The sequence below is a fragment of the Streptomyces sp. NPDC102402 genome (genome assembly GCF_044765765.1).
Lineage (GTDB): Bacteria > Actinomycetota > Actinomycetes > Streptomycetales > Streptomycetaceae > Streptomyces.
On sequence record NZ_JBIWKR010000003.1, the window covers coordinates 602,732 to 625,514 of the forward strand.

The 22,783-nt window shown below is 71.9% G+C and carries 25 protein-coding genes and 1 pseudogene; 8 read left to right on the forward strand and 18 right to left on the reverse strand.

The window, feature by feature from the left end:
- Window positions 1-139 precede the first annotated feature (139 nt).
- The 5 genes from fabF to ACIRJR_RS12215 form a co-directional block, all read right to left on the reverse strand.
- Window positions 140-1,402, reverse strand: coding sequence for a beta-ketoacyl-ACP synthase II (gene fabF, locus ACIRJR_RS12195; protein ID WP_403777821.1), 1,263 nt, complete (start codon window positions 1,400-1,402; stop codon window positions 140-142).
- A gap of 79 nt (window positions 1,403-1,481) precedes the next feature.
- The gene (locus ACIRJR_RS12200; RefSeq protein ID WP_403777824.1) at window positions 1,482-1,730 is read right to left on the reverse strand and encodes an acyl carrier protein; all 249 of its coding nucleotides are present in this window, start codon (window positions 1,728-1,730) and stop codon (window positions 1,482-1,484) included.
- A 63-nt stretch (window positions 1,731-1,793) separates the two neighbouring features.
- Window positions 1,794-2,825, reverse strand: a complete 1,032-nt coding sequence (locus tag ACIRJR_RS12205) for a ketoacyl-ACP synthase III (RefSeq protein WP_403777827.1) — start codon at window positions 2,823-2,825, stop codon at window positions 1,794-1,796.
- A 13-nt stretch (window positions 2,826-2,838) separates the two neighbouring features.
- Window positions 2,839-3,753, reverse strand: a complete 915-nt coding sequence (locus ACIRJR_RS12210) for an ACP S-malonyltransferase (protein WP_403777830.1) — start codon at window positions 3,751-3,753, stop codon at window positions 2,839-2,841.
- Window positions 3,754-3,842: 89 nt separating this feature from the next.
- Window positions 3,843-5,042, reverse strand: coding sequence for a PucR family transcriptional regulator (locus ACIRJR_RS12215; RefSeq protein WP_403777833.1), 1,200 nt, complete (start codon window positions 5,040-5,042; stop codon window positions 3,843-3,845).
- 81 nt (window positions 5,043-5,123) lie between these two features.
- Between ACIRJR_RS12215 and ACIRJR_RS12220 the strand changes: the two genes are divergently transcribed.
- The 3 genes from ACIRJR_RS12220 (at window position 5,124) to ACIRJR_RS12230 (ending at window position 7,106) form a co-directional block, all read left to right on the forward strand.
- Complete coding sequence (locus ACIRJR_RS12220; protein ID WP_403778716.1) at window positions 5,124-5,792, forward strand: pirin family protein; 669 nt, start codon at window positions 5,124-5,126, stop codon at window positions 5,790-5,792.
- Between the two features lie 104 nt (window positions 5,793-5,896).
- Window positions 5,897-6,739 carry an endonuclease/exonuclease/phosphatase family protein gene (locus ACIRJR_RS12225; RefSeq protein WP_403777836.1) on the forward strand — a complete coding sequence of 281 codons (843 nt, stop codon included), beginning with the start codon at window positions 5,897-5,899 and terminating at the stop codon, window positions 6,737-6,739.
- Between the two features lie 127 nt (window positions 6,740-6,866).
- Window positions 6,867-7,106, forward strand: a complete 240-nt coding sequence (locus ACIRJR_RS12230) for a hypothetical protein (RefSeq protein ID WP_403777839.1) — start codon at window positions 6,867-6,869, stop codon at window positions 7,104-7,106.
- Between the two features lie 111 nt (window positions 7,107-7,217).
- Here ACIRJR_RS12230 and ACIRJR_RS12235 read toward each other — a convergent pair whose 3' ends face one another.
- From ACIRJR_RS12235 to ACIRJR_RS12245, 3 genes are all read right to left on the reverse strand, one after another.
- Window positions 7,218-7,877: a DUF4232 domain-containing protein gene (locus ACIRJR_RS12235; RefSeq protein WP_403777842.1), complete on the reverse strand. Its 660-nt coding sequence runs from the start codon at window positions 7,875-7,877 to the stop codon at window positions 7,218-7,220.
- Window positions 7,878-8,345: 468 nt separating this feature from the next.
- Window positions 8,346-8,747: a hypothetical protein gene (locus ACIRJR_RS12240; RefSeq protein ID WP_403777845.1), complete on the reverse strand. Its 402-nt coding sequence runs from the start codon at window positions 8,745-8,747 to the stop codon at window positions 8,346-8,348.
- A gap of 83 nt (window positions 8,748-8,830) precedes the next feature.
- Window positions 8,831-9,352, reverse strand: coding sequence for a hypothetical protein (locus ACIRJR_RS12245; protein WP_403777848.1), 522 nt, complete (start codon window positions 9,350-9,352; stop codon window positions 8,831-8,833).
- 220 nt (window positions 9,353-9,572) lie between these two features.
- Between ACIRJR_RS12245 and map the strand changes: the two genes are divergently transcribed.
- Window positions 9,573-10,355: a type I methionyl aminopeptidase gene (gene map / locus ACIRJR_RS12250; RefSeq protein ID WP_403777850.1), complete on the forward strand. Its 783-nt coding sequence runs from the start codon at window positions 9,573-9,575 to the stop codon at window positions 10,353-10,355.
- Between the two features lie 81 nt (window positions 10,356-10,436).
- On the opposite strand, the gene ACIRJR_RS12255 is transcribed toward map, so the two are convergent.
- On the reverse strand, window positions 10,437-11,420 hold the full coding sequence (locus ACIRJR_RS12255; RefSeq protein ID WP_403777853.1) for a tetratricopeptide repeat protein: 984 nt from the start codon (window positions 11,418-11,420) through the stop codon (window positions 10,437-10,439).
- Window positions 11,421-11,583: 163 nt separating this feature from the next.
- Between ACIRJR_RS12255 and ACIRJR_RS12260 the strand changes: the two genes are divergently transcribed.
- Window positions 11,584-12,741 (forward strand): hypothetical protein, encoded by a 1,158-nt coding sequence (locus ACIRJR_RS12260; protein ID WP_403777856.1) that lies wholly within the window; start codon window positions 11,584-11,586, stop codon window positions 12,739-12,741.
- 20 nt (window positions 12,742-12,761) lie between these two features.
- Here ACIRJR_RS12260 and ACIRJR_RS12265 read toward each other — a convergent pair whose 3' ends face one another.
- Genes ACIRJR_RS12265 through ACIRJR_RS12275 form a run of 3 tightly spaced genes read right to left on the reverse strand, consistent with a single transcriptional unit; the run spans window position 12,762 to window position 14,110 of the window.
- Window positions 12,762-13,028 carry a DUF397 domain-containing protein gene (locus ACIRJR_RS12265; RefSeq protein WP_403777859.1) on the reverse strand — a complete coding sequence of 89 codons (267 nt, stop codon included), beginning with the start codon at window positions 13,026-13,028 and terminating at the stop codon, window positions 12,762-12,764.
- The gene (locus ACIRJR_RS12270) at window positions 13,012-13,836 is read right to left on the reverse strand and encodes a helix-turn-helix domain-containing protein (RefSeq protein ID WP_403777862.1); all 825 of its coding nucleotides are present in this window, start codon (window positions 13,834-13,836) and stop codon (window positions 13,012-13,014) included. Before ACIRJR_RS12270 ends, ACIRJR_RS12265 begins: the two co-directional genes overlap by 17 nt.
- Before the next feature lie 16 nt (window positions 13,837-13,852).
- Window positions 13,853-14,110 carry a hypothetical protein gene (locus tag ACIRJR_RS12275; RefSeq protein WP_403778744.1) on the reverse strand — a complete coding sequence of 86 codons (258 nt, stop codon included), beginning with the start codon at window positions 14,108-14,110 and terminating at the stop codon, window positions 13,853-13,855.
- Between ACIRJR_RS12275 and ACIRJR_RS12280 the strand changes: the two are divergent.
- Window positions 14,018-14,323: pseudogene (locus tag ACIRJR_RS12280) on the forward strand (ATP-binding protein); the annotation flags it as partial. The gene ACIRJR_RS12275 and the pseudogene ACIRJR_RS12280 overlap by 93 nt on opposite strands.
- A gap of 2 nt (window positions 14,324-14,325) precedes the next feature.
- Here the strand turns inward: ACIRJR_RS12280 and ACIRJR_RS12285 are convergent.
- Window positions 14,326-15,147, reverse strand: coding sequence for a serine hydrolase domain-containing protein (locus ACIRJR_RS12285; protein WP_403777865.1), 822 nt, complete (start codon window positions 15,145-15,147; stop codon window positions 14,326-14,328).
- A gap of 108 nt (window positions 15,148-15,255) precedes the next feature.
- Between ACIRJR_RS12285 and ACIRJR_RS12290 the strand changes: the two genes are divergently transcribed.
- Both ACIRJR_RS12290 and ACIRJR_RS12295 read left to right on the forward strand, forming a co-directional pair.
- A complete protein-coding gene (locus ACIRJR_RS12290; protein WP_403777868.1) occupies window positions 15,256-15,720 on the forward strand; it encodes a MerR family transcriptional regulator in 465 nt (154 codons plus the stop codon).
- A 5-nt stretch (window positions 15,721-15,725) separates the two neighbouring features.
- A complete protein-coding gene (locus ACIRJR_RS12295; protein ID WP_403777871.1) occupies window positions 15,726-16,742 on the forward strand; it encodes an aldo/keto reductase in 1,017 nt (338 codons plus the stop codon).
- Between the two features lie 28 nt (window positions 16,743-16,770).
- Here the strand turns inward: ACIRJR_RS12295 and ACIRJR_RS12300 are convergent, their stop codons facing one another.
- The 5 genes from ACIRJR_RS12300 to ACIRJR_RS12320 all read right to left on the reverse strand — a co-directional run bounded on the left by ACIRJR_RS12300 (window position 16,771) and on the right by ACIRJR_RS12320 (window position 22,692).
- Window positions 16,771-18,000, reverse strand: coding sequence for an acyltransferase (locus ACIRJR_RS12300; RefSeq protein ID WP_403777874.1), 1,230 nt, complete (start codon window positions 17,998-18,000; stop codon window positions 16,771-16,773).
- The gene (locus ACIRJR_RS12305; RefSeq protein WP_403777877.1) at window positions 17,997-19,040 is read right to left on the reverse strand and encodes an alpha/beta hydrolase; all 1,044 of its coding nucleotides are present in this window, start codon (window positions 19,038-19,040) and stop codon (window positions 17,997-17,999) included. Before ACIRJR_RS12305 ends, ACIRJR_RS12300 begins: the two co-directional genes overlap by 4 nt.
- 484 nt (window positions 19,041-19,524) lie before the next feature.
- Complete coding sequence (locus ACIRJR_RS12310) at window positions 19,525-20,205, reverse strand: response regulator (RefSeq protein ID WP_403777880.1); 681 nt, start codon at window positions 20,203-20,205, stop codon at window positions 19,525-19,527.
- A complete protein-coding gene (locus ACIRJR_RS12315) occupies window positions 20,202-21,545 on the reverse strand; it encodes a sensor histidine kinase (protein ID WP_403777884.1) in 1,344 nt (447 codons plus the stop codon). The genes ACIRJR_RS12310 and ACIRJR_RS12315 overlap by 4 nt, the downstream gene beginning before the upstream one ends.
- A gap of 220 nt (window positions 21,546-21,765) precedes the next feature.
- Window positions 21,766-22,692 (reverse strand): DUF4429 domain-containing protein, encoded by a 927-nt coding sequence (locus ACIRJR_RS12320; RefSeq protein ID WP_403777887.1) that lies wholly within the window; start codon window positions 22,690-22,692, stop codon window positions 21,766-21,768.
- Window positions 22,693-22,783: the final 91 nt, after the last annotated feature.

A 22,783-nucleotide genomic window follows, 5' to 3' on the forward strand; every position in this document is an offset into this window, starting at 1 on the left:
CCGTCATGGATGCGGGCGGCTGGGGGCCCGCGGTGTCCGGGGAGCGAGGGCACGGTCGGCGGGACGGCGCGCCGCATGCGGAAGGCCCGCCTCCCGACGACGAAGGTCGTGGGAGGCGGGCCTCGGCGGAACCGGCGGGTCAGACCGAACGGAACGCCAGGACCACGTTGTGGCCACCGAAGCCGAACGAGTTGTTGATCGCGGCGATCGGTCCCTCGGGCAGCGCCCGCGGCTCACCGCGCACGACGTCGGCCTCGACGGCCTCGTCGAGGTCGTCGATGTTGATGGTCGGCGGAGCCATGCGGTTGTGCAGAGCCAGCACGGTCGCCACGGTCTCGATGCCCCCGGCACCACCCAGCAGGTGGCCGGTCATCGACTTCGTCGCGGAGATCGCGACATGGTCCAGGTCGTCTCCCAGCACCGCACGCAGCGCCTTGATCTCCGCGATGTCGCCCTGCGGCGTCGACGTGGCGTGCGCGTTCAGGTGCACGACCTCCGACGGCTTCAGGTCGGTGGAGTCCAGCAGGTTCTGCATCGCGGCGGCGATCCCGCGCCCGGTGGGCTCGGGCTGCGCGATGTGGTGGGCGTCGGCCGACAGGCCCTGGCCCAGCACCTCGCAGTAGACCTTGGCGCCGCGCGCGGCGGCGTGCTCGGCCGACTCCAGGATCACGACGCCCGCGCCCTCACCGAGGACGAAGCCGTCACGGCCCGTGTCGTAGGGGCGCGAGGCCTTCTCGGGCTCGTCGTTGCTCTTGGACATCGCCATCATGTTGGCGAAGGCCGCGATCGGCAGCGGGTGGATGGCCGCCTCGGTGCCACCGGCGACGACCACGTCGGCACGGCCGGTGCGGATCATCTCGACGGCGTAGCCGATTGCCTCGGCACCCGACGCGCAGGCGGAGACCGGGGTGTGGACACCGGCCTGTGCGTTGACCTCGAGACCGACGTTGGCCGCCGGGCCGTTGGGCATGAGCATGGGCACGGTGTGCGGGGAGACGCGGCGGACGCCCTTCTCCTTCAGCACGTCGTACTGGTCGAGCAGGGTGATCACGCCGCCGATGCCGGAGGCGATGACGGACCCCAGGCGCTCGGGCTGGATCTTCTCGTCCTCACCGGCCTTGCCGGTGAAGCCGGCGTCCGCCCAGGCCTCGCGGGCCGCGATCAGCGCGAACTGCGCCGAGCGGTCCAGCTTGCGGGCGAGCGGCCGGGGCAGTACCTCGCCCGGGTCGACGGCCGCGAGGGCGGCGATCCGGACGGGCAGTTCGGCGAAACGTTCGCCCTCGAGAGGCTTGACGCCGGAACGGCCGGCCATCAGACCTTCCCAGGTCGATGCGGAGTCGCCACCCAGCGGAGTGGTTGCGCCGATACCGGTGACGACCACGGTGCGATTGGTCGGGCTCACTGGAAAATCTTCTCCACGTGTAGAGGGTCGTGAATCAGCGGCGCCACCGCCGGGTGGCGACACACGGGACGGGCTGGGATCAGCCCTGGTGCTTCAGGATGTACTCGGCGGCGTCGCCGACGGTCTTGAGGTTCTTGACGTCCTCGTCGGGGATCTTGACGTCGAAGCGCTCTTCGGCGGCGACGACGACCTCGACCATGGACAGCGAGTCGACGTCCAGGTCGTCGGTGAAGGACTTGTCCACCTGGACGTCCTCGACCGGGATACCGGCGATCTCGTTGACGATCTCGGCGAGACCCTTGACGATTTCTTCCTGAGTGGCGGCCATGTTGGCGCTCCTTCGATATGTTTCTGCGGGGTTCGGGCGTGTGGACCGAAAGGTCCGGTGTGCCTAGGGGAGGGTAACGACCGACGCGGCGTAGACGAGACCCGCCCCGAAGCCGATGATGAGCGCCGTGTCGCCGCTCTTGGCCTGCCCGGTCGCCAGAAGCCGCTCCATCGCGAGCGGAATCGAGGCGGCCGACGTGTTGCCGGTGGTTTCCACGTCACGGGCGACCGTGACGTGCTCCGGCAGCTTGAGCGTCTTCACCATCGAGTCGATGATCCGCATGTTGGCCTGGTGCGGAATGAAGACATCCAGGTCTTCCGAGGTGATCCCGGCCGCTTCCAGCGCCTGCTGGGCGACCTTCGCCATCTCGAAGACGGCCCAGCGGAAGACCGCCTGACCCTCCTGCGTGATGGCCGGGAACTTGACCTCGCCCCGCTCGTTGAGCGGAAGCTTGGAGACATCGCCGATGTGGAGGTCGTTCCACGAGACGGTCTGCTTGATCGTCTCGGACTTGTCGCCCTCGGAGCCCCAGACGGTGGGGCCGATGGCCGGCTCCTGCGACGGGCCCACGACGACCGCGCCCGCGCCGTCGCCGAACAGGAAGGCCGTCGCCCGGTCCTCCAGGTCGGTGAGGTCACTGAGACGCTCGACACCGATGACGAGCACGTACTCGGCCGAGCCCTCGACGATCATGCCCTTGGCGAGCGTCAGGCCGTAGCCGAAGCCCGCGCAGCCGGCCGAGATGTCGAAGGCCGCGGGCTTGCCCGCGCCGACCTTGTGCGCGATGTCGGTCGCGACGGCGGGGGTCTGCTTGAAGTGCGAGACGGTGGAGACGATCACCCCGCCGATCTGCTCGGGAGCGATCCCGGCGTCGGCGATGGCCTTGCCGGAGGCCTCCACGGACATCATCGACACGGTCTCCTCGTCGGAGGCCCAGTGGCGGGTGGCGATACCGGAGCGGGAGCGGATCCACTCGTCGGACGAGTCGATCGTCTCGAGGATCACCTCGTTGGGCACGACACGGGTCGGGCGGTAGCCGCCGACACCCATGATCCGTGCGTACGGGGCGCCCTTGCTGGGCTTGATCTTCGACATGCTCTCGGGCTCCTTAGGCGTCCGCGTGCTCGGAGATGAGCGCGCGGGCGGCGTCGAGGTCGTCGGGGGTCTTGAGCGCGAGGGTCTTCACACCGGGCAGCGCGCGCTTGGCGAGCCCGACCAGGGTGCCACCCGGGGCGGCCTCGATGAGGGCCGTGACACCGAGCTCGGCGAAGGTCTCCATGCACAGGTCCCAGCGGACCGGGTTGGCGACCTGGCCGACGAGCCGGGAGATGACCTCGGCGCCGTCGGAGACCGTCTTCCCGTCGGCGTTCGACACGTACGTCACCTTGGGGTCGGTGACCGTCAGGGAGGTGGCGGCCGCGCGCAGCTTGTCCACGGCCGGAGCCATGTGGTGCGTGTGGAACGCGCCGGCGACCTTGAGCGGCACCACGCGGCGCACGCCCTCGGGCTTGTCCTCGGTCAGCGCGGCGATCTGGGCCGCGGTGCCGGCGGCGACGATCTGCCCGGCGCCGTTGACGTTGGCCGGGGTGAGCCCCAGCTTCTCCAGGTGCGCGACCGTGGTCTCGGGGTCTCCGCCGAGGAGCGCGGCCATGCCCGTCTCGGTGACCGCGGCGGCCTCGGCCATGCCGAGCCCGCGGGTGCGTACGAAACGGAGCGCGGCCTCGTCCTCGACGACGCCGGCGAGCGCGGCGGCGGTGATCTCACCGACGCTGTGTCCGGCGACGACACCGGGGGAGGCGTCCAGCGCGGCTGCGGAGAGCAGACCCGCGGCGACCAGCAGTGGCTGAGCCACCGCCGTGTCGCGGATCTCGTCCGCGTCGGCCTTCGTGCCGTAGTGGGCAAGGTCGAGCCCGATGGCGTCGGACCATCCCGCGATGCGGTCGGCGGCACCGGGGAGTTCGAGCCAGGGAGTCAGGAAGCCGGGCGTCTGAGCGCCTTGGCCGGGAGCGACGAGTACGAGCACCCTCACACTCTCTCTTGTGGACGGCCCCTGACGCCCGTGGGGACAGGGACGAAGAACCGTCAGGGGAATTGTTGAAGTTCGACAAAAGTCTAGGACTGGGTGTCGCCGTCGGCCAAGCGCCCCAGGATGAGGGCGATCCGCAGAGTGAACGCGGATCGGACGTCGGAGGGCGACCACCCGGTGACGTCGGTCACACGTCGTAGCCGGTAGCGCACGGTATTGGGGTGCACGAACAGCATCCGTGCCGCGCCCTCCAGACTGCTCGCCTGCTCCAGATACACACTCAGGGTCTCCAGAAGTGCCGAACCCGCTTCTTCGAGCGGTCTGTAGATCTCCTCCACCAGCTGATCGCGCGCGGCGGGGTCGCCCGCCATCGCGCGCTCAGGAAGGAGATCGTCCGACAGGACGGGCCTCGGAGCGTCCTGCCACGCCGAGCAGGCCTTGAGTCCGGCGGCGGCGGCCTGTGCGGAGCGGGTGGCCGCGAGCAGGTCGGGCACCACGGGACCGGCGACGACGGGGCCGGCGGCATACGGCCCGATCAGCGACTTCGCCACGTTCAGCGGGTTGTCGCTGCCGCCCGCGATCACGACCAGACGGTGGCCGAGGACTCCGGTCAGCACCTGGAGCTTGGCGTGCCTGGCCGCCCGCCGGATCGCCTCCACGGTCAGCTCGCTGTCCCCCTCGGGCGCGGTGCCGAGGATGACGCACACATGCTCGGGGGAGTTCCAGCCGAGGGCGGCGGCGCGGGACACGGCGCCCTCGTCCGCCTCGCCGGACAGCACCGCGTTCACGACGAGGGATTCCAGCCGGGCGTCCCACGCGCCCCGGGCCTCGGCCGCCTGCGCGTACACCTGGGCGGTCGCGAAGGCGATCTCGCGGGCGTAGACGAGCAGCGCCTCGCGCAGCACCGACTCGTCGCCGGGAGCCGCGACCTCCTCGATCGCGGTCTCCATCACCTCGATCGTCGTCCGCACCATCTCGACGGTCTGCCGCAGGGTGATCGCCCTGGTCAGTTCGCGCGGGGCCGTGCCGAAGACGTCGGTCGAGATCGCCTGCGGCGTCTCGGGGTGCCGGAACCACTCGGTGAACGCGGCGATACCGGCCTGGGCGACCAGGCCGATCCACGAACGGTTCTCCGGTGGCATCGCCCGGTACCACGGCAGCGTCTCGTCCATGCGGGCGATGGCGTTGGCGGCCAGCCGGCCGGAGGACTGCTCCAGCCGCTTCAGGGTCGCGGCGTGGAGATGGGCGTCATGCGCGGCGGACTGCTCAGGATCGGGTCGGGGCACGCACACAAGACTGCCTTATCGGGACAGGTGCCCGGAGGGGCGGGGCGGAAGGTCGCCCGGCGGGGATACCTTGGGGGAGTGATGGACGTACGCCGCTCCGCGGACCGCTTCCGTGGCGGGGACCCGGCCACGGGTGACTCCGCGGGCATCGAAACGCTGCACGCCTTCTCCTTCGGGCGGTTCTACGACCCGGACAATCTGCGGTTCGGGCCGATCCTGGCCTGCAACGAGGAGCGTCTCGCCCCCGGCGCCGGCTTCGACGAGCATCCGCACAGCCACACCGAGATCGTCACCTGGGTGGTGGAGGGCGAGCTCACCCACCGGGACTCCGCCTCGCACGCCACCGCCGTACGGGCCGGTGACGTCCAGCACCTCAGCTCGGCCGCCGGGGTGCGGCATGTCGAGCGCAACGACGGGGACGTCCCGCTGACGTTCATCCAGATGTGGCTGGCCCCGCTGGAACCCGGTGGGGAGCCCTCCTACACGCACGTCGCCGGGATCGCCGACTCCACTCCGTACGCCCTCCCCGAGGCCGGAGCGATGCTCCACGTCCGCCGTGTGTCCGCGGGGGAGCGGACCGCCCTGCCGGACGCGGCGGGCGTCTACGTCCACGTCGTGCGGGGCGAGGTGCGCGTCGGCGGCGAGGCGCTGGCGGCGGGCGACTCCGCGCGGATCACGGAGTCCCGTGGGCTGGAGGCCGAGGCGCTGGAGCAGGCCGAGGTGCTGGTGTGGGAGCTCGCCGCGGTGTGATCCCGGCACCCGGCGGGCGGCGGAACTTCATCTCGCGGCCACGAGGGGGCCAGTGGGCCCGGCCATGATCGGGGCCTTCCGAGACCCTGTGCCAGGAGGCCCCCATGTACCGCCGGACCCTGTCCGTCATCGCCACCGTCGTCGCGCTCGCCGCCACGGGATCCGCCGCGCAGGCCTCGGCCGCCGCCGGAGCGTCCCGCCCCGGGCCCCGGGTGCTGGACGTCATGTCGTTCAACATCCACCACGCCCAGGGCACCGACGACGCGCTGGACGTGCGGCGGATCGCCCGTGTCGTCCGCGAGAGCGGCGCCGACGTGGTGGGTCTCCAGGAGGTCGACAACCACTACTCGGCGCGCAGCGAGTGGGCCGACCAGTCCGCCGAACTGGCCGAAGCGCTCGGTTACCACGTCGTCTTCGGCGCGAACATCGACAACGCCCCGCCGGCCGGGAGCGGGCACCGCGTGCAGTACGGCACCGCGATCCTCTCCCGCTACCCGATCACCGCGTCGGACAACACCTGGCTGTTCAAGTCGCCGGACCAGGAGCAGCGCGGCCTGCTGCACGCCACCATCGACGTCCACGGCAGGAAGGTGGAGTTCTACAACACCCACCTCTCCGCGAGCTCGGGGACCGACCGCCTCCAGCAGTCCGCCCAGGTCGTCGACCTGATCGGCGCGAAGAAGCCCGGCATCCTGGTGGGTGACTTCAACGCGCTGCCCACGGCGCCGGAGTCCCAGCCGCTCCAGAAGGCCTACACGGACGCCTGGGCCAGGTCCCCGCACCCGCGTGGCGACGGCGCGACCCACCCCTCCGAGGCCCCCACGGCGCGGATCGACGTCATCTACACCACGCGCGGAGTGACCCCGCTCGTCACCCGCGTCGTGGGGTCCGACCCGGCCGCCTCCGACCACCTGCCGCTGCTCAGCAAGGTCCTCGTCGGGCCGTGACCGTGAGAGGCGGGCTCTCGGCGCCGGGTGGCGGAAGAGTGCAGTATGCGGGGGAGCGCCCCCGGTGCCGGCGGTCCCGTCAGGGGCGAGCGGGGGATTCGGAGAGGGCCGCCCGGAAGGTGGAGAGTTGATCATCTACGTCATCAGTGAGTTCGACCGGGCGACCGAGGAGCTTCTGTCCGAGGTCCGGTTGAGGAGCCCGGACGGGGCCGAGCTCGCTCGCCTCTTCGGTGAGCCGCTGGACACGTTCGTCAACTCCTACCCGGTCGGCGCGAAGGAGGCCGAGGCTCTGGGGGCTCGGTACGGGCTGGAGTTCGATCTGGCCACGAGCGCCTACTTCCTTGATCCGTACTCCGAAGGCGCGTGACACCCCGGCCGCGTGGAGCGCCGGGCACGGCGCGCGGATCGGCGTCGTCCTGTTCGCTCCACGATGGCCGCCGGGCGTGGGCACCGGCCGCGGGGCAGGACCTCCCGGGTCTCACTGCTTGCCGGTGCCGACGGGGTCCACCCTGACCTGTCCGTCGGCGTCGGCGCCGACCGGGAGGCGGAGGGAGACCGACAGGGCCTTGGAGTGGGTCTCGTCGGGCGGGGTGACCTCGATGGCCGTGACGTACACGCCCGAGCCGCCGGAGTTGTTCGGCGGGTAGTGGAGGGTGAAGCGGGTGGTCTCGCCGTTGGCGAGGTTGACGACGGGGGCGTCGAGTCCGCTGCGTTCGGCGCTCAGGGGTCCGGAGGCGTCCTGGGACCTCAGGTCGACGCCGGGAAATCCCTTGAGGGTGCAGGCGTCGCTGGTGTTCCTGAGGCTGACGAGGAGGTCGCCCTCGGCCATGCCGTGAGCGGTGTCGAACGCGAGGTTCGACGTCTTGCAGGTGCCGGTGGTGATCTGCCCGTCGCCGCTCCCCTGGGCGGACTCCGAGGTGGCGGAGCCGTCGCCGGCTGCCGTGGGGGTGGTCCCGTCGGAGGTGCCGCTGTCGCCGGAGGCGGAGGACGACGAGGATGAGGAGGACGACGGCGACGCGGCCGAGGACGCTCCGGAGTCGCTCGCGCCCGCGGCCGAGTCCTCGTTCCCCTGGCAGGCGGTGAGCGAGAGGCCCGCGGCGAGGGTCAGGGCGGTGAGGGTGAGCTTCGTGGCGCGCATGGTTTCTTCCTTCGCGGTCGGTGCGGTCCGCCCGCCGTGGCGAGCGCTACTGATCATCAAGACCCGCTCCCGCCCGGGGACCGTTCCGCTCACCCGTTCCCTAATACATGCCTGTTACACGCGAGTGGGGGGCGCAGGGGTGCCGCAGCAGGGTGCGTGCCAGCCGGGCGAGAGGGGCGCGCTCCGGCCCCGTACTGCCCGTTCGGCCCGCTCGGCCCGGGGACTGGGGCCCGGCCGCCCGGCGGAGCGGTGCGCCGCCGCCTGCCGCCGCCCACCGGATCCCGGGGTTCCCGCAGCGTCCGGCGTGGACCTCCACGGCCTGCGGAGGCTGGGACAGGTCCGTGACCTGGCTCCCCTTGAACATCCTCGGCGGCACAGTCCCTTCACCCGCCGCACACCGCTTACGCCCCGAGCGCGGCCCGGTGTCGCGGCCTGGCCAGGGGCGCCGTGCCCGGGCTGTGGCATGAGTCAGCTCTTCCGCCGGTCCGCCAGTTCGTCCAGTTCGCGCATGGCCTGGCCGTGGGAACTCATCCGGCGCGTCACGGTGCCGATGGTGAAGAGCGCCACTCCGGCGACGGACACCGGCAAGGAGAGGCCGAGCACGGCTGTCGCCTCGGGCCAGTCGCGTTCGTTCGCGCAGTCGTCGCCGCGGATCAGGCCCTCGTTGGCGGTGCCGCGATCGGTGAGCAGCCGGGACTCGCACTCCGCCGGGTACTGGTCGTCGGGCTCCTCGGCCACCTCGTACGGCGTCAGGAGGAGTACGGCGCACCAGGCCCACAGCAGTGCGGCCAGGGACAGGAGGGCGATGCCCCACATGCGTGTTCTTCCGGCCTGGTCACGGAAGTCGCGGTCGAACTCACGGGATCGCATGGCGGTTGAATCTAGCCGAGCCCTGTTCGGGCGGGGAACCTGGGCCCGGTCGCGGCATCCGGCCGGACGGATCCAGTGCGTGATCAGGGCGCCGTACGCCGCAGCCAGGCGTCCAGGGTGGCGTAGTCGGCGTGCGTCAGACCCCGCCACGCCTCGACGCGGTGCAGGAGCGCGGGCCCCGGGTGGTGGTCCTTCACCCAGGCGCGGTCGGTGTCGGTGATCTCGTCGTCGACCCAGGCGAACGGGTGCCCGGCGGCCCACTCCACGAGCCCCGGGGTCTTCCAGTGCAGACCAGGCGGTGTCTGGGGAGCCGGATCCGGCCAGTCCACCAGGGGCAGTCGCGGCAGGCCGAGCCAAGGTGCGATGCAGTCGTTGGCGTCGGACATCCACGTCGTGGCCCACACCAGCTCGCACGGCAGGGCCATCAGGCGGGGGCCGTGTGCCGGGTCGATCCTGGCGGTCAGTGGATTCGCCCCGGCTTCCCGGGGCGCGTGCCCCGTCCCGTAGGCCGGGTACCCGTCCGGGAGCTGCCGACGGGTCGCTCCGAAGGGGAGGAGGGGGCCGTCGACATCGAGGAAGAGGAGGGGCAGTGCGGAACCGGTCACGCCTGGACGGTAACGACGTCCGGCCTCCGGCGCACCGCATATGCTCCGGCGCGTGTCCGGGGCCCCGGGGACGGCTCATGCGGTCAGCCGCATGCGCCCATGCGGTCAGCCGTACGTGCTGACTGATCGGCGTTCGTGGCGCTGTCCGACCATGACCCCTATTCTTATACCGGTATAGTTAGACCGGTATAGTTGTTGGTTCCGTAAGGGAAAGTGGCACATGATCGAGATCCTCAACCCCGCTCTGCTGGTCCGGGCGAAAGACGCAGGCGCCCTGGTCGCGGACATCCTGCAGACGCTGAAGGGCCGGGTCGCCGTCGGTACGAACCTCCTGGACATCGACCGGTGGACCAAGGACATGATCACCGAGGCGGGGGCGCAGTCCTGCTACGTCGACTACGCGCCGTCCTTCGGGCGGGGCCCGTTCGGCCACTACATCTGCACGGCCGTCAACGATGCCGTACTCCACGGGCTGCCCCATGACTACACGCTCGCCGACGGGGATCTGCTCACGCTCGACCTCGCCGTCTCCCGGCGCGGAGTCGCCGCGGACGCCGCCATCAGCTTCGTCGTGGGCAAGGCGCGGCCCTCGGAGAGCGTCGCGATGATCGAGGCGACCGAACGCGCCCTGGCCGCGGGGATCGCCGCCGCCGGACCCGGAGCGCGCGTCGGCGACATCTCCCACGCCATCGGCACGGTCCTCGGTCAGGCCGGATACAAGATCAACACCGAGTTCGGGGGGCACGGCATCGGCTCGACGATGCACCAGGACCCGCATGTCGCGAACACCGGACGCCCCGGCCGTGGATACAAGCTGCGCCCCGGGCTGCTGCTGGCGCTGGAGCCGTGGGTCATGGCGGACACCGCCCAACTGGTCACCGACGCCGACGGGTGGACCCTGCGCAGCGCGACGGGATGCCGGACGGCACATACCGAGCACACGATCGCCATCACCGAGGAAGGATCGGAGATCCTCACGCTGCCGACGCTGTCGCAGCCGTGAGCAGCCGCAAGCGGAGCGGCTGCCGGTCCGGTGGACCCGTGACCGGGAGGCGGAAGGCCCACCCGGCCGGCAGGCGGGGCTTCAGTCCGTACGGATGCGGTGGGCCTCGGTGACGAGTCCGCGAGGCAGCTCCGGCCCCGCACAGGCGTAGTCGATCAGCAGGTTCCGGTAGACGGGGTTCGCGAGTTCCGGCGCCAGGCCGATCAAGGTCCTCAGGTCTTCGGGCGAGCCGGAAAGGCGTGTGCGGTACGCGGCGACCGCCGCGCGCAGGGTGACGTCGTGGGGTTCGATCGCCAGCCCCCGTTCGGCGAGGCCCGTCGCTGCGGCGAAGTCGCCCTGCTCGGCCCGCACGTCCGCCAGGTCAAGGTTGAGGGACCAGTTGGCGGGGTCCAGGGCCAAGGCGCGTTCGAAGGCGGCCGCGGCCTGGTCCAGGTCGCCCATCACCCGCCATGTCGCCGCTCGTGCGACGGCGGTCCACATGACCGGCTCGACCGCATCGGCGCGGTCGCACAGGTCGAGGGAGAGTTCGTGACGTCCGCAGGCCCGGGGCAGCCGGGCCATGGCGGCCAGCGACTCCGGCACGGGATTGCGCGCGGACACCACGTCGAGGGCATGGAACCAGGGCGCGAACCGCTCCCGCATCTCGTCGGTGTCCAGGTCGTGGTCGTAGTCCAACGTCCGCAGACACGCCTCGGCCAGCGCCTCGGAACCCACCGCGTCGAGGAAGCGCGCATCGCCGAACCAGGGTGCGGCGCACCATGCCACGTCAGGACGCAGGCCCGTGACCGAACCGAGGGTCATCACCGCGTCGTCCATGTCCCCCTGAAGGAAGAAGAAGTACGCCTGCGCGAGCGCGGAACTCAGCGAGCCGTCCTCTTCGAGGAGCCTCCGGAGTTCCAGGCGTCGGTCCTGCCACAACTCGGCGAGGCTCGCGTAGGGTTCCGGAGCCGCCGGCGCCGAGGCCATGGCCCCCACCAGAAGCTTCACGGCGCCCACCGGGCTTCCGCCACAGTGCGCCATCACACCGGCGAGACCGACCCCCGCCGCCACGGCTTGTTTCGACATGGGCAGAGGGTATCCGCCGCCAGAGGTCGCGTACGCACGGGAGTTCGGGCGGTCCGGGTCGTTGTCGGTGAGGGCGGCGACGGTGCGCCTCGCCGACCGGCCGACCGGAGGCGGCGCGTCAGCAAGGGGCCTGAGATCCGGACGGGCGACTACGATTCGGCCGGTGACAGAACCGCTGATGACGGAACCGAAGCCCGCCGCGCACGGCACCGCCTGGGCCAGGCTGAGTCCGGCCACCGGGATCGACCGACGAGTCGTCATCACGTGGCTCGAATGGATCGGCTTCAACCGTGCGGCCCCCGACGACCTCCTCGTCGGACTTCTCGACCTCGACGTGACCGGCTTCCTGCACCGTGACGACCTGCCGGAAGCGGTCGTCGACGCCGCGCTCGTCCATCCGTCACGCCGTGTCCGCAGCAGCGTCGCGGAGATCCGCCGGCTCGTCCCGGACCAGTGGGACAGGCTCATCGCCGCCTCGCCGGAGCCGGATCTGCGTGAGGTGCTGACGAGAGACGCGGAGGACCAGCTGATGTCCGCGCGACTGTCGTGCGGTGGCCGGGGCGTCGCCTCCGCACCGCACCCCGACGCCGCGCCCCCGACGACGGCGGCCGAGATCGCCGCGATGGCCGCCGAGGTGCCCGACATCGAGCCTGAGGGCCTGACGATGGCGCTGTGGTGGATCGGCGCGCTGCACGCGAACGCCGACGCCATGCGTCAGCTCGCGAGATCCCCCAAGCTGCTGGTCCGCCGCAGCGTCGCGAGGGCGCCCCGGCTGCCCGCGGACGTCGTCGCGGTCCTCGCCCGCGACGAGGACCGGGTGGTGCGTCTCTTCCTGGCCGAGTCCTGCGACGACGCCCCGCCGGAGATGCTCCTTGAGGTAGCGGGATGGTGGAGTCCGAGCCTCTCGTTCCCCGACCGGCCCCGCCGCCACCCCAACTTCCCGCGCGACGGGCTGCTGCGCCTCGCGGCAGACCCGAACCCTCGCCTGCGGGCTCTCGCGCTCGACGACCCGGCCTCCACCGCCTCGCTCGTCGAGCAGTTCAGCCGTGACCCCGACCCGATCGTGCGCAGTGCCGCCGCCGAGGACCCCCGGCTCACAACCGAGGCCGCGGTCGCCCTTGCCGCCGATTCCGACCAGGGCGTGCATCTGCGTGCCCGGGCGAATCCGGTCATGCCGCCGGACACGTTGGTGGATCTCCTGCTCGATCTGGACAGCACGATGTCCGCCGTGCGTAATCCCGCCATTCCCGTCCCGGTCATGCACCGCATGGTCACGGACGCCGCCCCGCTGCTCGACGACCTGCGCCGCACGTCAGGGTGACCGAGGGGCCGGGCAGTCCGTCAGCGCAGCCCGTCCACGAAGGCCTGCCAGGCGTCGGCGCCCAGGACGAGCACGGGGCCGTCAGGGTTCTTGCTGTCGCGGACGGGGACGGAGGCGGCGCAGCCGTCGGCGACCTCGACGCATTCGCCGCCGGTGCTTCCGCTGTACGAGGACTTCCGCCAGGCAGCGCCGCCGGTGACGGTGCACTCGACGCAGTCGCCGCCGTTCGTGCCGCTGTACGACGACTTCCGCCACGGTGCTCCGGCCAGGTCATGGCTGCTTTCCATACCGTTCCTCCATCACACGAGCGATCAGTGTCGCCGAGTCCTCGGGGGAGAGGGCTGTGGCTTGCAATCGAGCGTAGCCGACCGAACGTTCCTTGATCACCTGTGGATTGGCGGTCATGTGGCCTTGGTCGTAGCTGTCGACGTAGAACAGGTCGGGATCATCGTCGAACCGAAGCAGGTTGAATGAGCCCATCATTCCGGTGTGTTGGCCTACGCGGAACGGAAGTACCTGGATCTGCACCCATGGGCTGTCGCGGAAGTCCAACAACCGCGCGAGTTGCTTTCGCATGACGTCACATCCGCCGACCTCTTGCAGTAGGGCGGCTTCGCTCAGAACGACCCACAGGGCGGGTGGCTGCTCGCCTCGCAGGATTCGCTGGCGTTCAAGGCGCGCTGCCACCATCTCGTCGGCCCTGCATGGATGATCGACGGAGAACAAGGCCCGCGCGTACTCCTCCGTCTGCAGCAGCCCGTACACCAACTGCGCCTGGTACGTGGAGATGTACGTCGCCCGCGCCTCCATCTCCGCGTACGGCTGGAACCAGGTGGGGAGTTGGCTCCGCAGGACCAGTCCGACCAGGCGGGAGAACACCCCGTCCGTGCCGAGTGCCGCGTCCAGGCGTTCCGAGAAGTCGCGGGTCGGGACCTTCTTCGTCGTCTCGATCTGGCCGATCAGCGATCCCGTACAGAAGATGATCTCGCCGAGCTGGCCCTGCCGCAGGCCGTGCGCCTCGCGTTGGCGGCGCAACTCCCAGCCGTAGTAGTCGAGGGGTGACGCGCTGGGGTCGAGGGACTGCACGTTGGCCACGGTGGGACCTCCGGCTTCAACGCCTCGCGGCGTTCGTTTCAGGTCGTAGCCGAGAGTAGTCAGCCTGCCGCACTCTGGTGACATGAATCACGTAACCGACACCCGCACCGGTGACACGGAAGCGGTCTACCGTGCCGACTTCGCGGTGGGTGAGCACTCCGCCCGGCATCTGCGCCGCATCCTGCGGCTCTACCTCACCGGCTGGGGCCTGCTCGATCTGGCGGACCCGGCGGAACTCGCCCTCGGCGAGCTGGTCGCCAATGTCGTGCGCCATGTTCCCGGGCGCCGCTGCCAGACCCTGATCTACCTGCTGCCCGCCGGGCGCGTGCGGGTCGAGGTCGCCGACGCGTCACCCCACCTGCCCCGAGCGGTCGCGGGCGACGCGCTGGACGAGGGCGGGCGGGGGCTGCTGCTGGTGGACGCCGTCACCGACAGCTGGGGCGTCGAGGCGCACGGCGACAGGGGCAAGACGGTCTGGTTCGAGTGTGCTCAGCGGGAGGAGCCGAGCTCCGCCAGCACCGCGTCGGTGAACGGCGTCCAGACCTCGGCCGCCCACGGTCCGAAGGCGCGGTCCGTGAGGGCGACGCAGGCCGCGCCGGCCGCCGGATCGATCCACAGGAAGGTGCCGGACTGGCCGAAGTGGCCGAACGTGGCGGGGGAGGAGGAATTCCCGGTCCAGTGCGGTGACTTGGAGTCGCGGATCTCGAAGCCGAGCCCCCAGTCGTTGGGGTTCTGATGACCGTATCCGGGGAGTACGCCCTTGAGGCCGGGGTGGACGACGCTCTGGGCCTCCAGGACCGTCCTCGGGTCGAGGAGCCTCGGTGCCTGCACCTCCGCCGCGAACCGCACCAGGTCGTGCACGGTCGAGACGCCGTCCTTGGCCGGTGAGCCTTCCAGGGTCGTCGACGTCATGCCGAGCGGCTCCAGGACCGCCTGGCGCGCGTACTCGGCGAAGGGGATCTCGGTGGCCTTCGCGATGTGGTCGCCGAGCACTTCGAAGCCCGCGTTGGAATACAGCCTGCGGGTGCCGGGAGGGGCCGTGACCCGGTGCTCGTCGAAGGCGAGACCGCTGGTGTGCGCGAGGAGGTGGCGGACCGTGGAGCCTTCGGGGCCAGCCGGTTCGTCCAGTTCCACCGCCCCTTCCTCGTAGGCGACCAGCGCCGCGTAGGCCGCGAGCGGTTTCGTCACGGATGCCAGCGGGAAGCGGTGCGCGGTGGGACCATGGGTAGCCAGGAGCGTGCCGTCCGAGGTGACGACGGCGGCTGCCGCGGTGGGGACGGGCCAGTTCTCGATCATCGCCAGGCTCTGCATGCGTACGAGCCTAACGGGAGCCCCTGCGGGCCCGGCAGGAGCCCGGAACCGAGATCGCCACCCGGATACGCTTGCTTGGAGTGCACTCCAAGGATCTAGCGTGGAGGCATGACGGTGATGGAGAGCACGGAGAGCGTTACCGCACGGACGGACACCTGCGCGTCGGCTCCGAAGGCGCACCCGCGCCCCGAGGGGCAGGACCGCTACACCATCAGCGAGGTCGTCGCCTTCAGCGGACTCACCGCCCACACGCTGCGCTGGTACGAGCGGATCGGGCTGATGCCGCACGTCGACCGATCCCACACGGGCCAGCGGCGGTTCAGCAACCGCGACCTGGACTGGCTGGCCTTCGTCGGCAAGCTGAGGCTGACCGGGATGCCGGTCGCCGACATGGTCCGGTACGCCGAACTGCTCCGCGAGGGCGACCACACCTTCGCCGAACGGCAGGAACTGCTGGAGGCGACCCGGCGCGACGTGAGGACGCGGATCGCGGAGCTCCAGGGCACCCTCGCCGTACTCGACTTCAAGATCGACTTTTACAGCGGCGCCCGCACGGCGCCGGAAGGGGTCTGACGCACATGAGCGACATCACCAAGATCGCGACAGCGCAGCTCGGCACCGGAGGCCCGCAGGTCGGCGTGCAGGGCCTCGGCTGCATGGGGATCAGCGAGTTCTACGGGGACACCGACGAGGCGGCCGCCCGCGACACGCTGGAAGCGGCCCTCGAAGCCGGTGTCACCCTCTTCGACACCGCCGACATCTACGGCCGGGGCGCCAACGAGACGTTCCTCGCGCCGTTCGTGGGCGCGCACCGGGACGAGATGACCCTCGCCACGAAGTTCGCGATAGAGCGGACCGACGACCCGCACTACCGGGGTGTGCGCAACGACGCCGCGTACATCCGCGAGGCGGTCGAGGCCAGCCTCCGCAGGCTGGGCACCGACGTCATCGACCTGTACTACATGCACCGCCGCGACCCGCTCGTCCCGTTCGCCGAGTCGGTCGGCGCGATGGCGGAGCTGGTCCAGCAGGGCAAGGTGAAGCAGCTCGGTCTGAGCGAGGTGACCGGCGACGAGCTCCGCGAGGCGCACGCCGTCCACCCGATCGCGGCCCTTCAGTCCGAGTGGTCGCTCTTCAGCCGGGACGTGGAGCGCAGTGCCGTGCCCGCGGCCGTCGAGCTCGGGGTCACCTTCGTGCCGTACTCGCCGCTCGGGCGCGGGTTCCTGACGGGGGCGTTCGCGGACGCGAGCAAGGACCTGGGGCAGAACGACTTCCGCAAGCACCAGCCGCGCTTCACCGGCGAGAACGCGAAGACCAACTCCGCCCTGCTGGAGCCCGTGCACAAGATCGCCGCCGCCCACGGTGCGACGGCCGCGCAGGTCGCCCTGGCCTGGGTGCAGCAGCGGGCGCAGGTGCACGGCCTCACCGTGGTGCCGATCCCCGGGACGCGTAAGCGCAGCCGTCTGCTGGAGAACGTCGGCGCGACCCGGCTGGTCCTGAGCGACGCCGAGTTGGAGCAGCTGGAACCGATCGCCGGGCAGGTCGCGGGCGACAGGTACCCGGACATGAGCAGCACGGCCACCGCGCGCGAGTAGCGGGCCCGGCAGCGGGCGGGCCACGCCCTCACGCCAGCCGCAGCGCGAACACCGCGAAGCCCGCCGCGAGCAGCCCCGCCGCTGCCCGGCGGGCGTTCGCGGTCCGGCCGCCCGCCTCCCAGGGCGCCTCGAACCGGCGGGCGTAGAGGGAGATCAGCACCAGCAGCGCCGCGAACACGGGCATCCAGGCGAGCCTGGCCAGGATCCAGCCGACGGAGTCCGGCGATGTCGTCAGGCCCGGCACCGCACCCGTCAGCCCGGGCACCGCACCGGCGAAGGAGGCGGGCACGGCCGCGGTCAGCATCGCCGTCTGGTGCCAGCAGAGGATGGTCATCGCCGACAGGTTGATCACCACGACGGGCGCCCACAGCGCCGGACGGCGCAACGCCCTGCCGATCCGGCCGTGCAGCAGGACCGCCGCACCGCTCTGCGCCGAGGCCAGAGCCAGGACCAGCAGCGACGGCGGGTGCGAGTTGGTCCGCGCCTCGCCGGGTACGCCGACCATCGACGCCGGGTAGTGGAACGCGAGCAGGAGCACGGCGAACAGGGCCCCGCCGCCCACGAGCAGGAGTCCGGCACCCCGCCGGGAGAGGCGGCCCAGCGCCCAGGAGACACCGAGCTGGTAGGCGAACAGCCAGCCGGGCAGGATGTTCAGCACGCTCAGCCAGGACGGCACGGCATCGGCGTACGGCCCGTACCGCAGGAAGTCGACGGCGGCCACCGAGCCGAGCAGCGGGGCCGCCGCCCAGCCACCGAGCCACCCGGCCGCCCGTGCGCAGTACGGGGTGAGGGCCGTGACCACGGCGTAGACCCCGACGAACCAGAGCGGCTGGATCACCAGCTTCGCTCCCGTACGCAGGGTGTCCCCGGGCACCCCGGCGGCGTACAGCACCGGGATCATCAGCGCCCACACGGCGGTCACGCCGAGCACGGGCCTGCCGAGCCTGACCATCCGCCCGCGCAGCCAGGCCCGGGTGGTGGACGGCCTGCGGCGGTGGGAGAGGACGGAGGCGTAGCCCCCGACCAGGAAGAACACGCCCAGCATCTGGAGCACCCAGCTCACCGGGGAGAACACGGCGAACGCCGACAGCGGGCTGGCGTTGTGCAGGGCGCCGTCGCCGTCCAGGGTGAAACCGCCCAGCAGCCAGTGGCCGGCGGGGACGGCCAGCAGCGCCAGGGCACGCAGCCCGTCGACCGCGCGGTCGCGGTGGGCGGGGGTGCTCGCCTCGATCCGGGAGACCAGCCGTCGCACGCTCATCGGGAGGCCCCCTCGGCGATGGCGGCGAACGCGCGGAGCGAGTCCGTGCCGGGGGCGAAGTACCCGGTGTGGCCCTCGGCGTCCTCGGCCGGCACCCGCCGCGCCCCGAAGGCCTCGTCCGCGGGGTCGGCGCCGTGTCCGAGCCCCGCCAACCGGACGTGGGGTACGTCGTCGATCCAGTCGGTGTCGTCCTTGGCCGCCCACACCCGCGCCCTGGTGCGCAGCCCCGCCACGTCGTCGGCGCGCATCCCGGGAGAGCCGAGCACGACCAGGTCCGTGGCGCCGAGCCCGGAGGCCGCGATACCGCACACCACCGAGCCGTAGCTGTGGCAGAACACCGAGGGCGCGGGCAGCCCGTCGGCGGCCAGCCCCGCGGTGAACCGGGCCAGTCGCTTCGCCCCCGCCTCGGCGAGGGCTCCGGTCGCCGCGTCCAGGCCGAGACCGACCGGAGTCGTGTACCCGGCCCAGGCGATCACCGCGCTGCCCGCCCCCGTCTCCGCGTACAGCGACCTCGCCATGCCCGCCGGAGTGCCGTACACGTCACCGCGCCGGTCGAAGGTCCCCGCGTCGATGTCCGACCCGGGTACGACGACCGACACATGACGCGCGGTGCGCAGGTCCCCGAACACCTCGGCGGCCTGGCCGCGCCCGCGCGGGTCGAACGCGATGATCTGCCGGCCGGGCGCGGCGAGGGAGGCGTAGCGAGGGTCGTGCGAGGCCCGTAGCGCACGGGCGTTGGCGCGGTAGCGGAGCTCCAGCGGCACCCCGTCCAGATTGCCGACCACCGACGGATGCCGCTCCAGCAGCTCCTGCCGCTCGGCGGCGTTCAACCCGCGGAAGAACTCCCCGACCTCCGCCGGGGTCGCGCGGCCGGGGTCGGGGAGCTCCCGGCCCAGCGTCCCGTCGGCGCGCCACGACGCGCTGCCGGGCGGCGGCCCCGTCACCGCCCGCTGGGTGTTCCCCGAGGCCCAACCGGCGGTCCCCGCCACCATCGCGGCCGTCAGTGCGACCGCGGCCAGCGTCCTCGTGAATCGGCGCATCGTGCCCTCCCTGTGACCCCGGCACACCGGTCGGTGTGCCGGGGAGGAAGGTAGGAAGACGTCGGACGGCAGGGCGTCAACCCCCGGAGCCAACTGTCGTGCGATACCGGGGTACGGGGTGTACGGGGGGACAGCCGGAGTGGTGGAGGGGGGACAGCTCTACCGCTGGGCCGGGCCGTCGGCGCCCGGGGCGCCGGGAAGGACCACCACGAACGCGCGAACGTGACCGGACCATGCCGCCCACCGAGCCATGCCGCACCGCCCGCCCCCGGGCCTTCACGCCGGGCCGTGTGCCCGCTGCGGGCCGGCTGTGTCCGGGTCCGGGCCCGCTGCCTACGGCTTTGTGCCCGCTGCCTCCCGCTTCGGGCCCGCTGCCTCCCGCTTCGGGCCCGCTGCCTGAGGCTTCCGGGCCCGCTGGGTCCGTTCTGAGCACGCGGTGTCCGGTTCCGGGCCGCTGTCCCGGCCGGCCCGTGCCGTCTCGGCCTCACGCTCCGCCCGGAGTCACCAGCCCCGACTCGTACGCGAAGATCACTGCCTGCGCCCGGTCCCGCAGACCGAGTTTGGCCAGCACCTTGCCGATGTGCGTCTTCACCGTCTGCTCGGCCACCACCAGGCGTGCCGCGATCTCCTGGTTCGACAGGCCCCGGGCGATCAGCTCCAGGACCTCCGTCTCACGCGGCGTCAGACCGTTCAGCCGCAGCGCGGCCCCGCCGGACGGCGCCGCGGGCCGCCGGCGCGCGAAGTCCGCGATGAGCCGCCGCGTCACGGAGGGCGCCAGCAGAGCGTCCCCCGCCGCCACGATCCGCACCGCGGAGATCAGGTCCGCGGGCGGGGCGTCCTTCAGCAGGAACCCGGACGCCCCGGCGCGCAGCGCCTCGTAGACGTAGTCGTCCACGTCGAACGTGGTGAGCATCAGGACCTTCGGCCGGTGGACCACCCCGGCCGGCGGGCTCAACAGCTCGCGGGCGGCGGCCAGTCCGTCCATCTCCGGCATCCGCACGTCCATCAGGACGACATCCGGATGCGTCGTCCTGCTGACCTCGATGCCCCGGCGCCCGTCCGGGGCCTCGCCCACCACGTCGATGTCGCTCTGCGCCGACAGCAGCGCGGCGAACCCGGCCCGCACCATGGCCTGGTCGTCGACGATGATCACGCGGATGGTCACAGATCCTCCGGATTCAGGGACGCCGAGGGCGGCCGCAGCGGGAGCCTCGCGGAGACCCGGAAGCCCCCGTCCGGCAGCGGGCCGGTGTCGAGCGTGCCGCCGGTCAACCGTACGCGCTCCCGCATGCCGACCAGCCCGTGCCCCGTGCCCGACACCTCCAGTGGCGAACCAGTCTGCTGGGTAGGGCCGTTGACGACCAGCATCGTCAGATGTCCGTCGGACACCGTGACCGACACCCGCGTCGGGGCCCCCGGCGCGTGCCGGACCACGTTGGCCAGTGCCTCCTGCACGATGCGGTACGCCGACAGATCCACCGCCGGCGGTACGGCCCCCCGCTCCACCGTCTCCCGCACCTGTCCGGCCAGCGACAGCTCGACCGGGAGCCCGGCCCGCACCGTCGCCTCCACCAGCTGCTGCAAGCGGTCGAGCCCCGGCTGCGGGGCCAGCTCGCCCCGGCTGCCGTCACTGCGCAGCACCGACAGCAGCCGGCGCATCTCGGCCAGCGACTCCCGGGCCCCTGCCGCGATCGACGCGAACTCCTCCCGCACCTCGTCGGAGAGCCCGTCGATCCGGTACGGAGCGGAATCGGCCTGCACGGTGATCACCGACATGTGGTGCGCCACCACGTCGTGGAGCTCCCGGGCGATGCGGGTGCGCTCCTCCAGCAGCGTCCGCCGCGCCCGCTCCGTCTCGCTGATCGTCTCCTGCTCCACGAGCCGGCGCTGAGCCTCGCCGCGCTCCCGTACCGCCTGCCCGATCACCAGCACCAGTGCGCCGAGGACGGGCAGCAGGAGGGCACTGCCGTCGCTGCGCGAGGGAGCCGCGAGGTGCAGCAGCAGCCCGGCCGCGCCCGTCGCCAGCCAGACGCCGACCACGGTCCGCCGGTTCTCGCGCAGTCCCAGGGCGAGCAGCACGAAGAGATAGCCCACGACGACCGTCGGAGTCCACGGCCAGACGGTGCCCTGCGGCTGCTCGGCATTCCCGAGCAGGACCAGCGCCCCCGCGATATCGGCGGCGAAGACGATCCACCAGGCCTGCAGCGGGCGGTGCGCCAGCATCAGCAGAGGCGCGGCCTGCCCGACGGCCAGGGCGGCGGCGATTCCGCCGGGCACTCCGTAGTCGTTGGCCAGTACCTGGATCGTGACGGGCACGAAGACGGCGGTGAGCGCCAGCACGACCGCGTACGGCAGGAGCCGCAGCCAGAAGCTCGGGGACCCGGCGAACGGAGGGGCCGGCGGGTGGGACGCGTGGGACAGCCCGTGGGCGAGCTCGCGCAGATTGCGGCGGGCGGCGCTCAGCAGACCGTCGGCGGGCGGAGGCCCGGTGGGAGAGGTGGGCATGATCCGGTCAGCGTAGGCGCGGAGCACGCCGGCCGGCGTCATACCCAGGGGTGGACCGCCGGACCTCTCGTCCGTACCCGGGTAGGGGGTCCGGTCGCCGCCCGGGGCCGCCCCGGACGGCGACCTCAGCCCCTGCCCGTCGCGTGGGACGGTGGCGCGCCGTCGGCGCCCGGGCGCCCCGCCGGGCGCGAGCCGTCCGGAGCCGGCCGCCGGGCCCGCACTACAGCTCGGCGAGCAGCTCCGTCTTCTTCGCGCTGTACTCCGCGTCGGTCACCAGACCCGCCTGATGGAGATCGCCGAGGTGGCGTATCCGCTCGGCGATGTCCGCCGGGTCGCGCCGCGCGCCGCCCACCGGGACGGGCGCGGTCGCCACGGGCACCGACTGGGTCCGGCGTACCGACTCCAGGACCGCCGCGGCGAAGGGCAGCGATTCGTGCACCGGGCCGTAGCCCAGACCGAACACGACGGCGGCCGGATCCTGGTCCGGCTGGACGCGCTCCACCGCCACGGGGCCCGCCCCGGAGACCGGATCCGTCCCGGAGACGCAGGCCTCGGAGTCCGCCGCCGTGCCGCGCCGCACCAGCCGGAGGTATCCCTCGAAGGCCTCGGGTGAGCGCCACTCGATCCCGCCCAGCTCCGCCACGGGGAACGTCTGGTCACCGGCCTTCCACTTGGCGCTCGACGCCCCCGTCCAGAACCAGCGGAAGGAGACCAGGGCCCCGTCGAAGTCCGCCCGGCCGTCGTACGCCTTGAAGTGCCTCGGTGCCTCGGGGGCCGTCACCATGAAGTGCTCTGCGGGCAGGTCCGCCTCCGGACCGAGCAGGGCGCGCAGCTCGTCGGCGTAGTACTCGGCGAGTGTCTCGCGCTCGGCGGGCAGGACCAGGCGGTAGGGATCGATGCCCTCCTTGAGCTGCCCGGCCGCGGCGGCGAGCAGTGGATCGGCACCGGGTCTCGGCACGGCGTGCAGGACCACCGTGCCCCGCTTGCCCGGGGTCAGCGTCACCGACGACAAGGCCGCGTACGGAATGCGGCGCTCACGCAGGCTCTGGAAGAGCCTCGGCGTGCGGATTCCCCGTTCGAAGCGGATGAGCACGGAGTCCGTGTCGAACTCCCAGGTGGCTTGAATTCCGGCCAGCACATCACCCATGTGCCTCATCGTATGTGGCACAGGCCCGCACGTCCCCCCTCGGTACCGGCAGAATCGCGACCAGGTAGGCAGGCAGTTCGCCGCTCTCTAC

What these genes read in the sequence shown, in the direction of transcription:
- ACIRJR_RS12285 (WP_403777865.1), bottom strand. Translation starts at nt 15,147, where the DNA reads ATGCAGAGCCTGGCGATGATCGAGAACTGGCCCGTCCCCACCGCGGCA.
- ACIRJR_RS12200 (WP_403777824.1), bottom strand. Translation starts at nt 1,730, where the DNA reads ATGGCCGCCACTCAGGAAGAAATCGTCAAGGGTCTCGCCGAGATCGTC.
- ACIRJR_RS12275 (WP_403778744.1), bottom strand. Translation starts at nt 14,110, where the DNA reads ATGGCGCACGACATTGGCGACCAGCTCGCCGAGGGCGAGTTCCGCCGG.
- map (WP_403777850.1), top strand. Translation starts at nt 9,573, where the DNA reads ATGATCGAGATCCTCAACCCCGCTCTGCTGGTCCGGGCGAAAGACGCA.
- ACIRJR_RS12315 (WP_403777884.1), bottom strand. Translation starts at nt 21,545, where the DNA reads ATGCCCACCTCTCCCACCGGGCCTCCGCCCGCCGACGGTCTGCTGAGC.
- ACIRJR_RS12300 (WP_403777874.1), bottom strand. Translation starts at nt 18,000, where the DNA reads ATGAGCGTGCGACGGCTGGTCTCCCGGATCGAGGCGAGCACCCCCGCC.
- ACIRJR_RS12205 (WP_403777827.1), bottom strand. Translation starts at nt 2,825, where the DNA reads ATGTCGAAGATCAAGCCCAGCAAGGGCGCCCCGTACGCACGGATCATG.
- ACIRJR_RS12305 (WP_403777877.1), bottom strand. Translation starts at nt 19,040, where the DNA reads ATGCGCCGATTCACGAGGACGCTGGCCGCGGTCGCACTGACGGCCGCG.
- ACIRJR_RS12240 (WP_403777845.1), bottom strand. Translation starts at nt 8,747, where the DNA reads ATGCGATCCCGTGAGTTCGACCGCGACTTCCGTGACCAGGCCGGAAGA.
- ACIRJR_RS12235 (WP_403777842.1), bottom strand. Translation starts at nt 7,877, where the DNA reads ATGCGCGCCACGAAGCTCACCCTCACCGCCCTGACCCTCGCCGCGGGC.
- ACIRJR_RS12220 (WP_403778716.1), top strand. Translation starts at nt 5,124, where the DNA reads ATGGACGTACGCCGCTCCGCGGACCGCTTCCGTGGCGGGGACCCGGCC.
- ACIRJR_RS12295 (WP_403777871.1), top strand. Translation starts at nt 15,726, where the DNA reads ATGAGCGACATCACCAAGATCGCGACAGCGCAGCTCGGCACCGGAGGC.
- ACIRJR_RS12225 (WP_403777836.1), top strand. Translation starts at nt 5,897, where the DNA reads ATGTACCGCCGGACCCTGTCCGTCATCGCCACCGTCGTCGCGCTCGCC.
- ACIRJR_RS12320 (WP_403777887.1), bottom strand. Translation starts at nt 22,692, where the DNA reads ATGGGTGATGTGCTGGCCGGAATTCAAGCCACCTGGGAGTTCGACACG.
- ACIRJR_RS12290 (WP_403777868.1), top strand. Translation starts at nt 15,256, where the DNA reads ATGACGGTGATGGAGAGCACGGAGAGCGTTACCGCACGGACGGACACC.
- ACIRJR_RS12255 (WP_403777853.1), bottom strand. Translation starts at nt 11,420, where the DNA reads ATGTCGAAACAAGCCGTGGCGGCGGGGGTCGGTCTCGCCGGTGTGATG.
- ACIRJR_RS12265 (WP_403777859.1), bottom strand. Translation starts at nt 13,028, where the DNA reads ATGGAAAGCAGCCATGACCTGGCCGGAGCACCGTGGCGGAAGTCGTCG.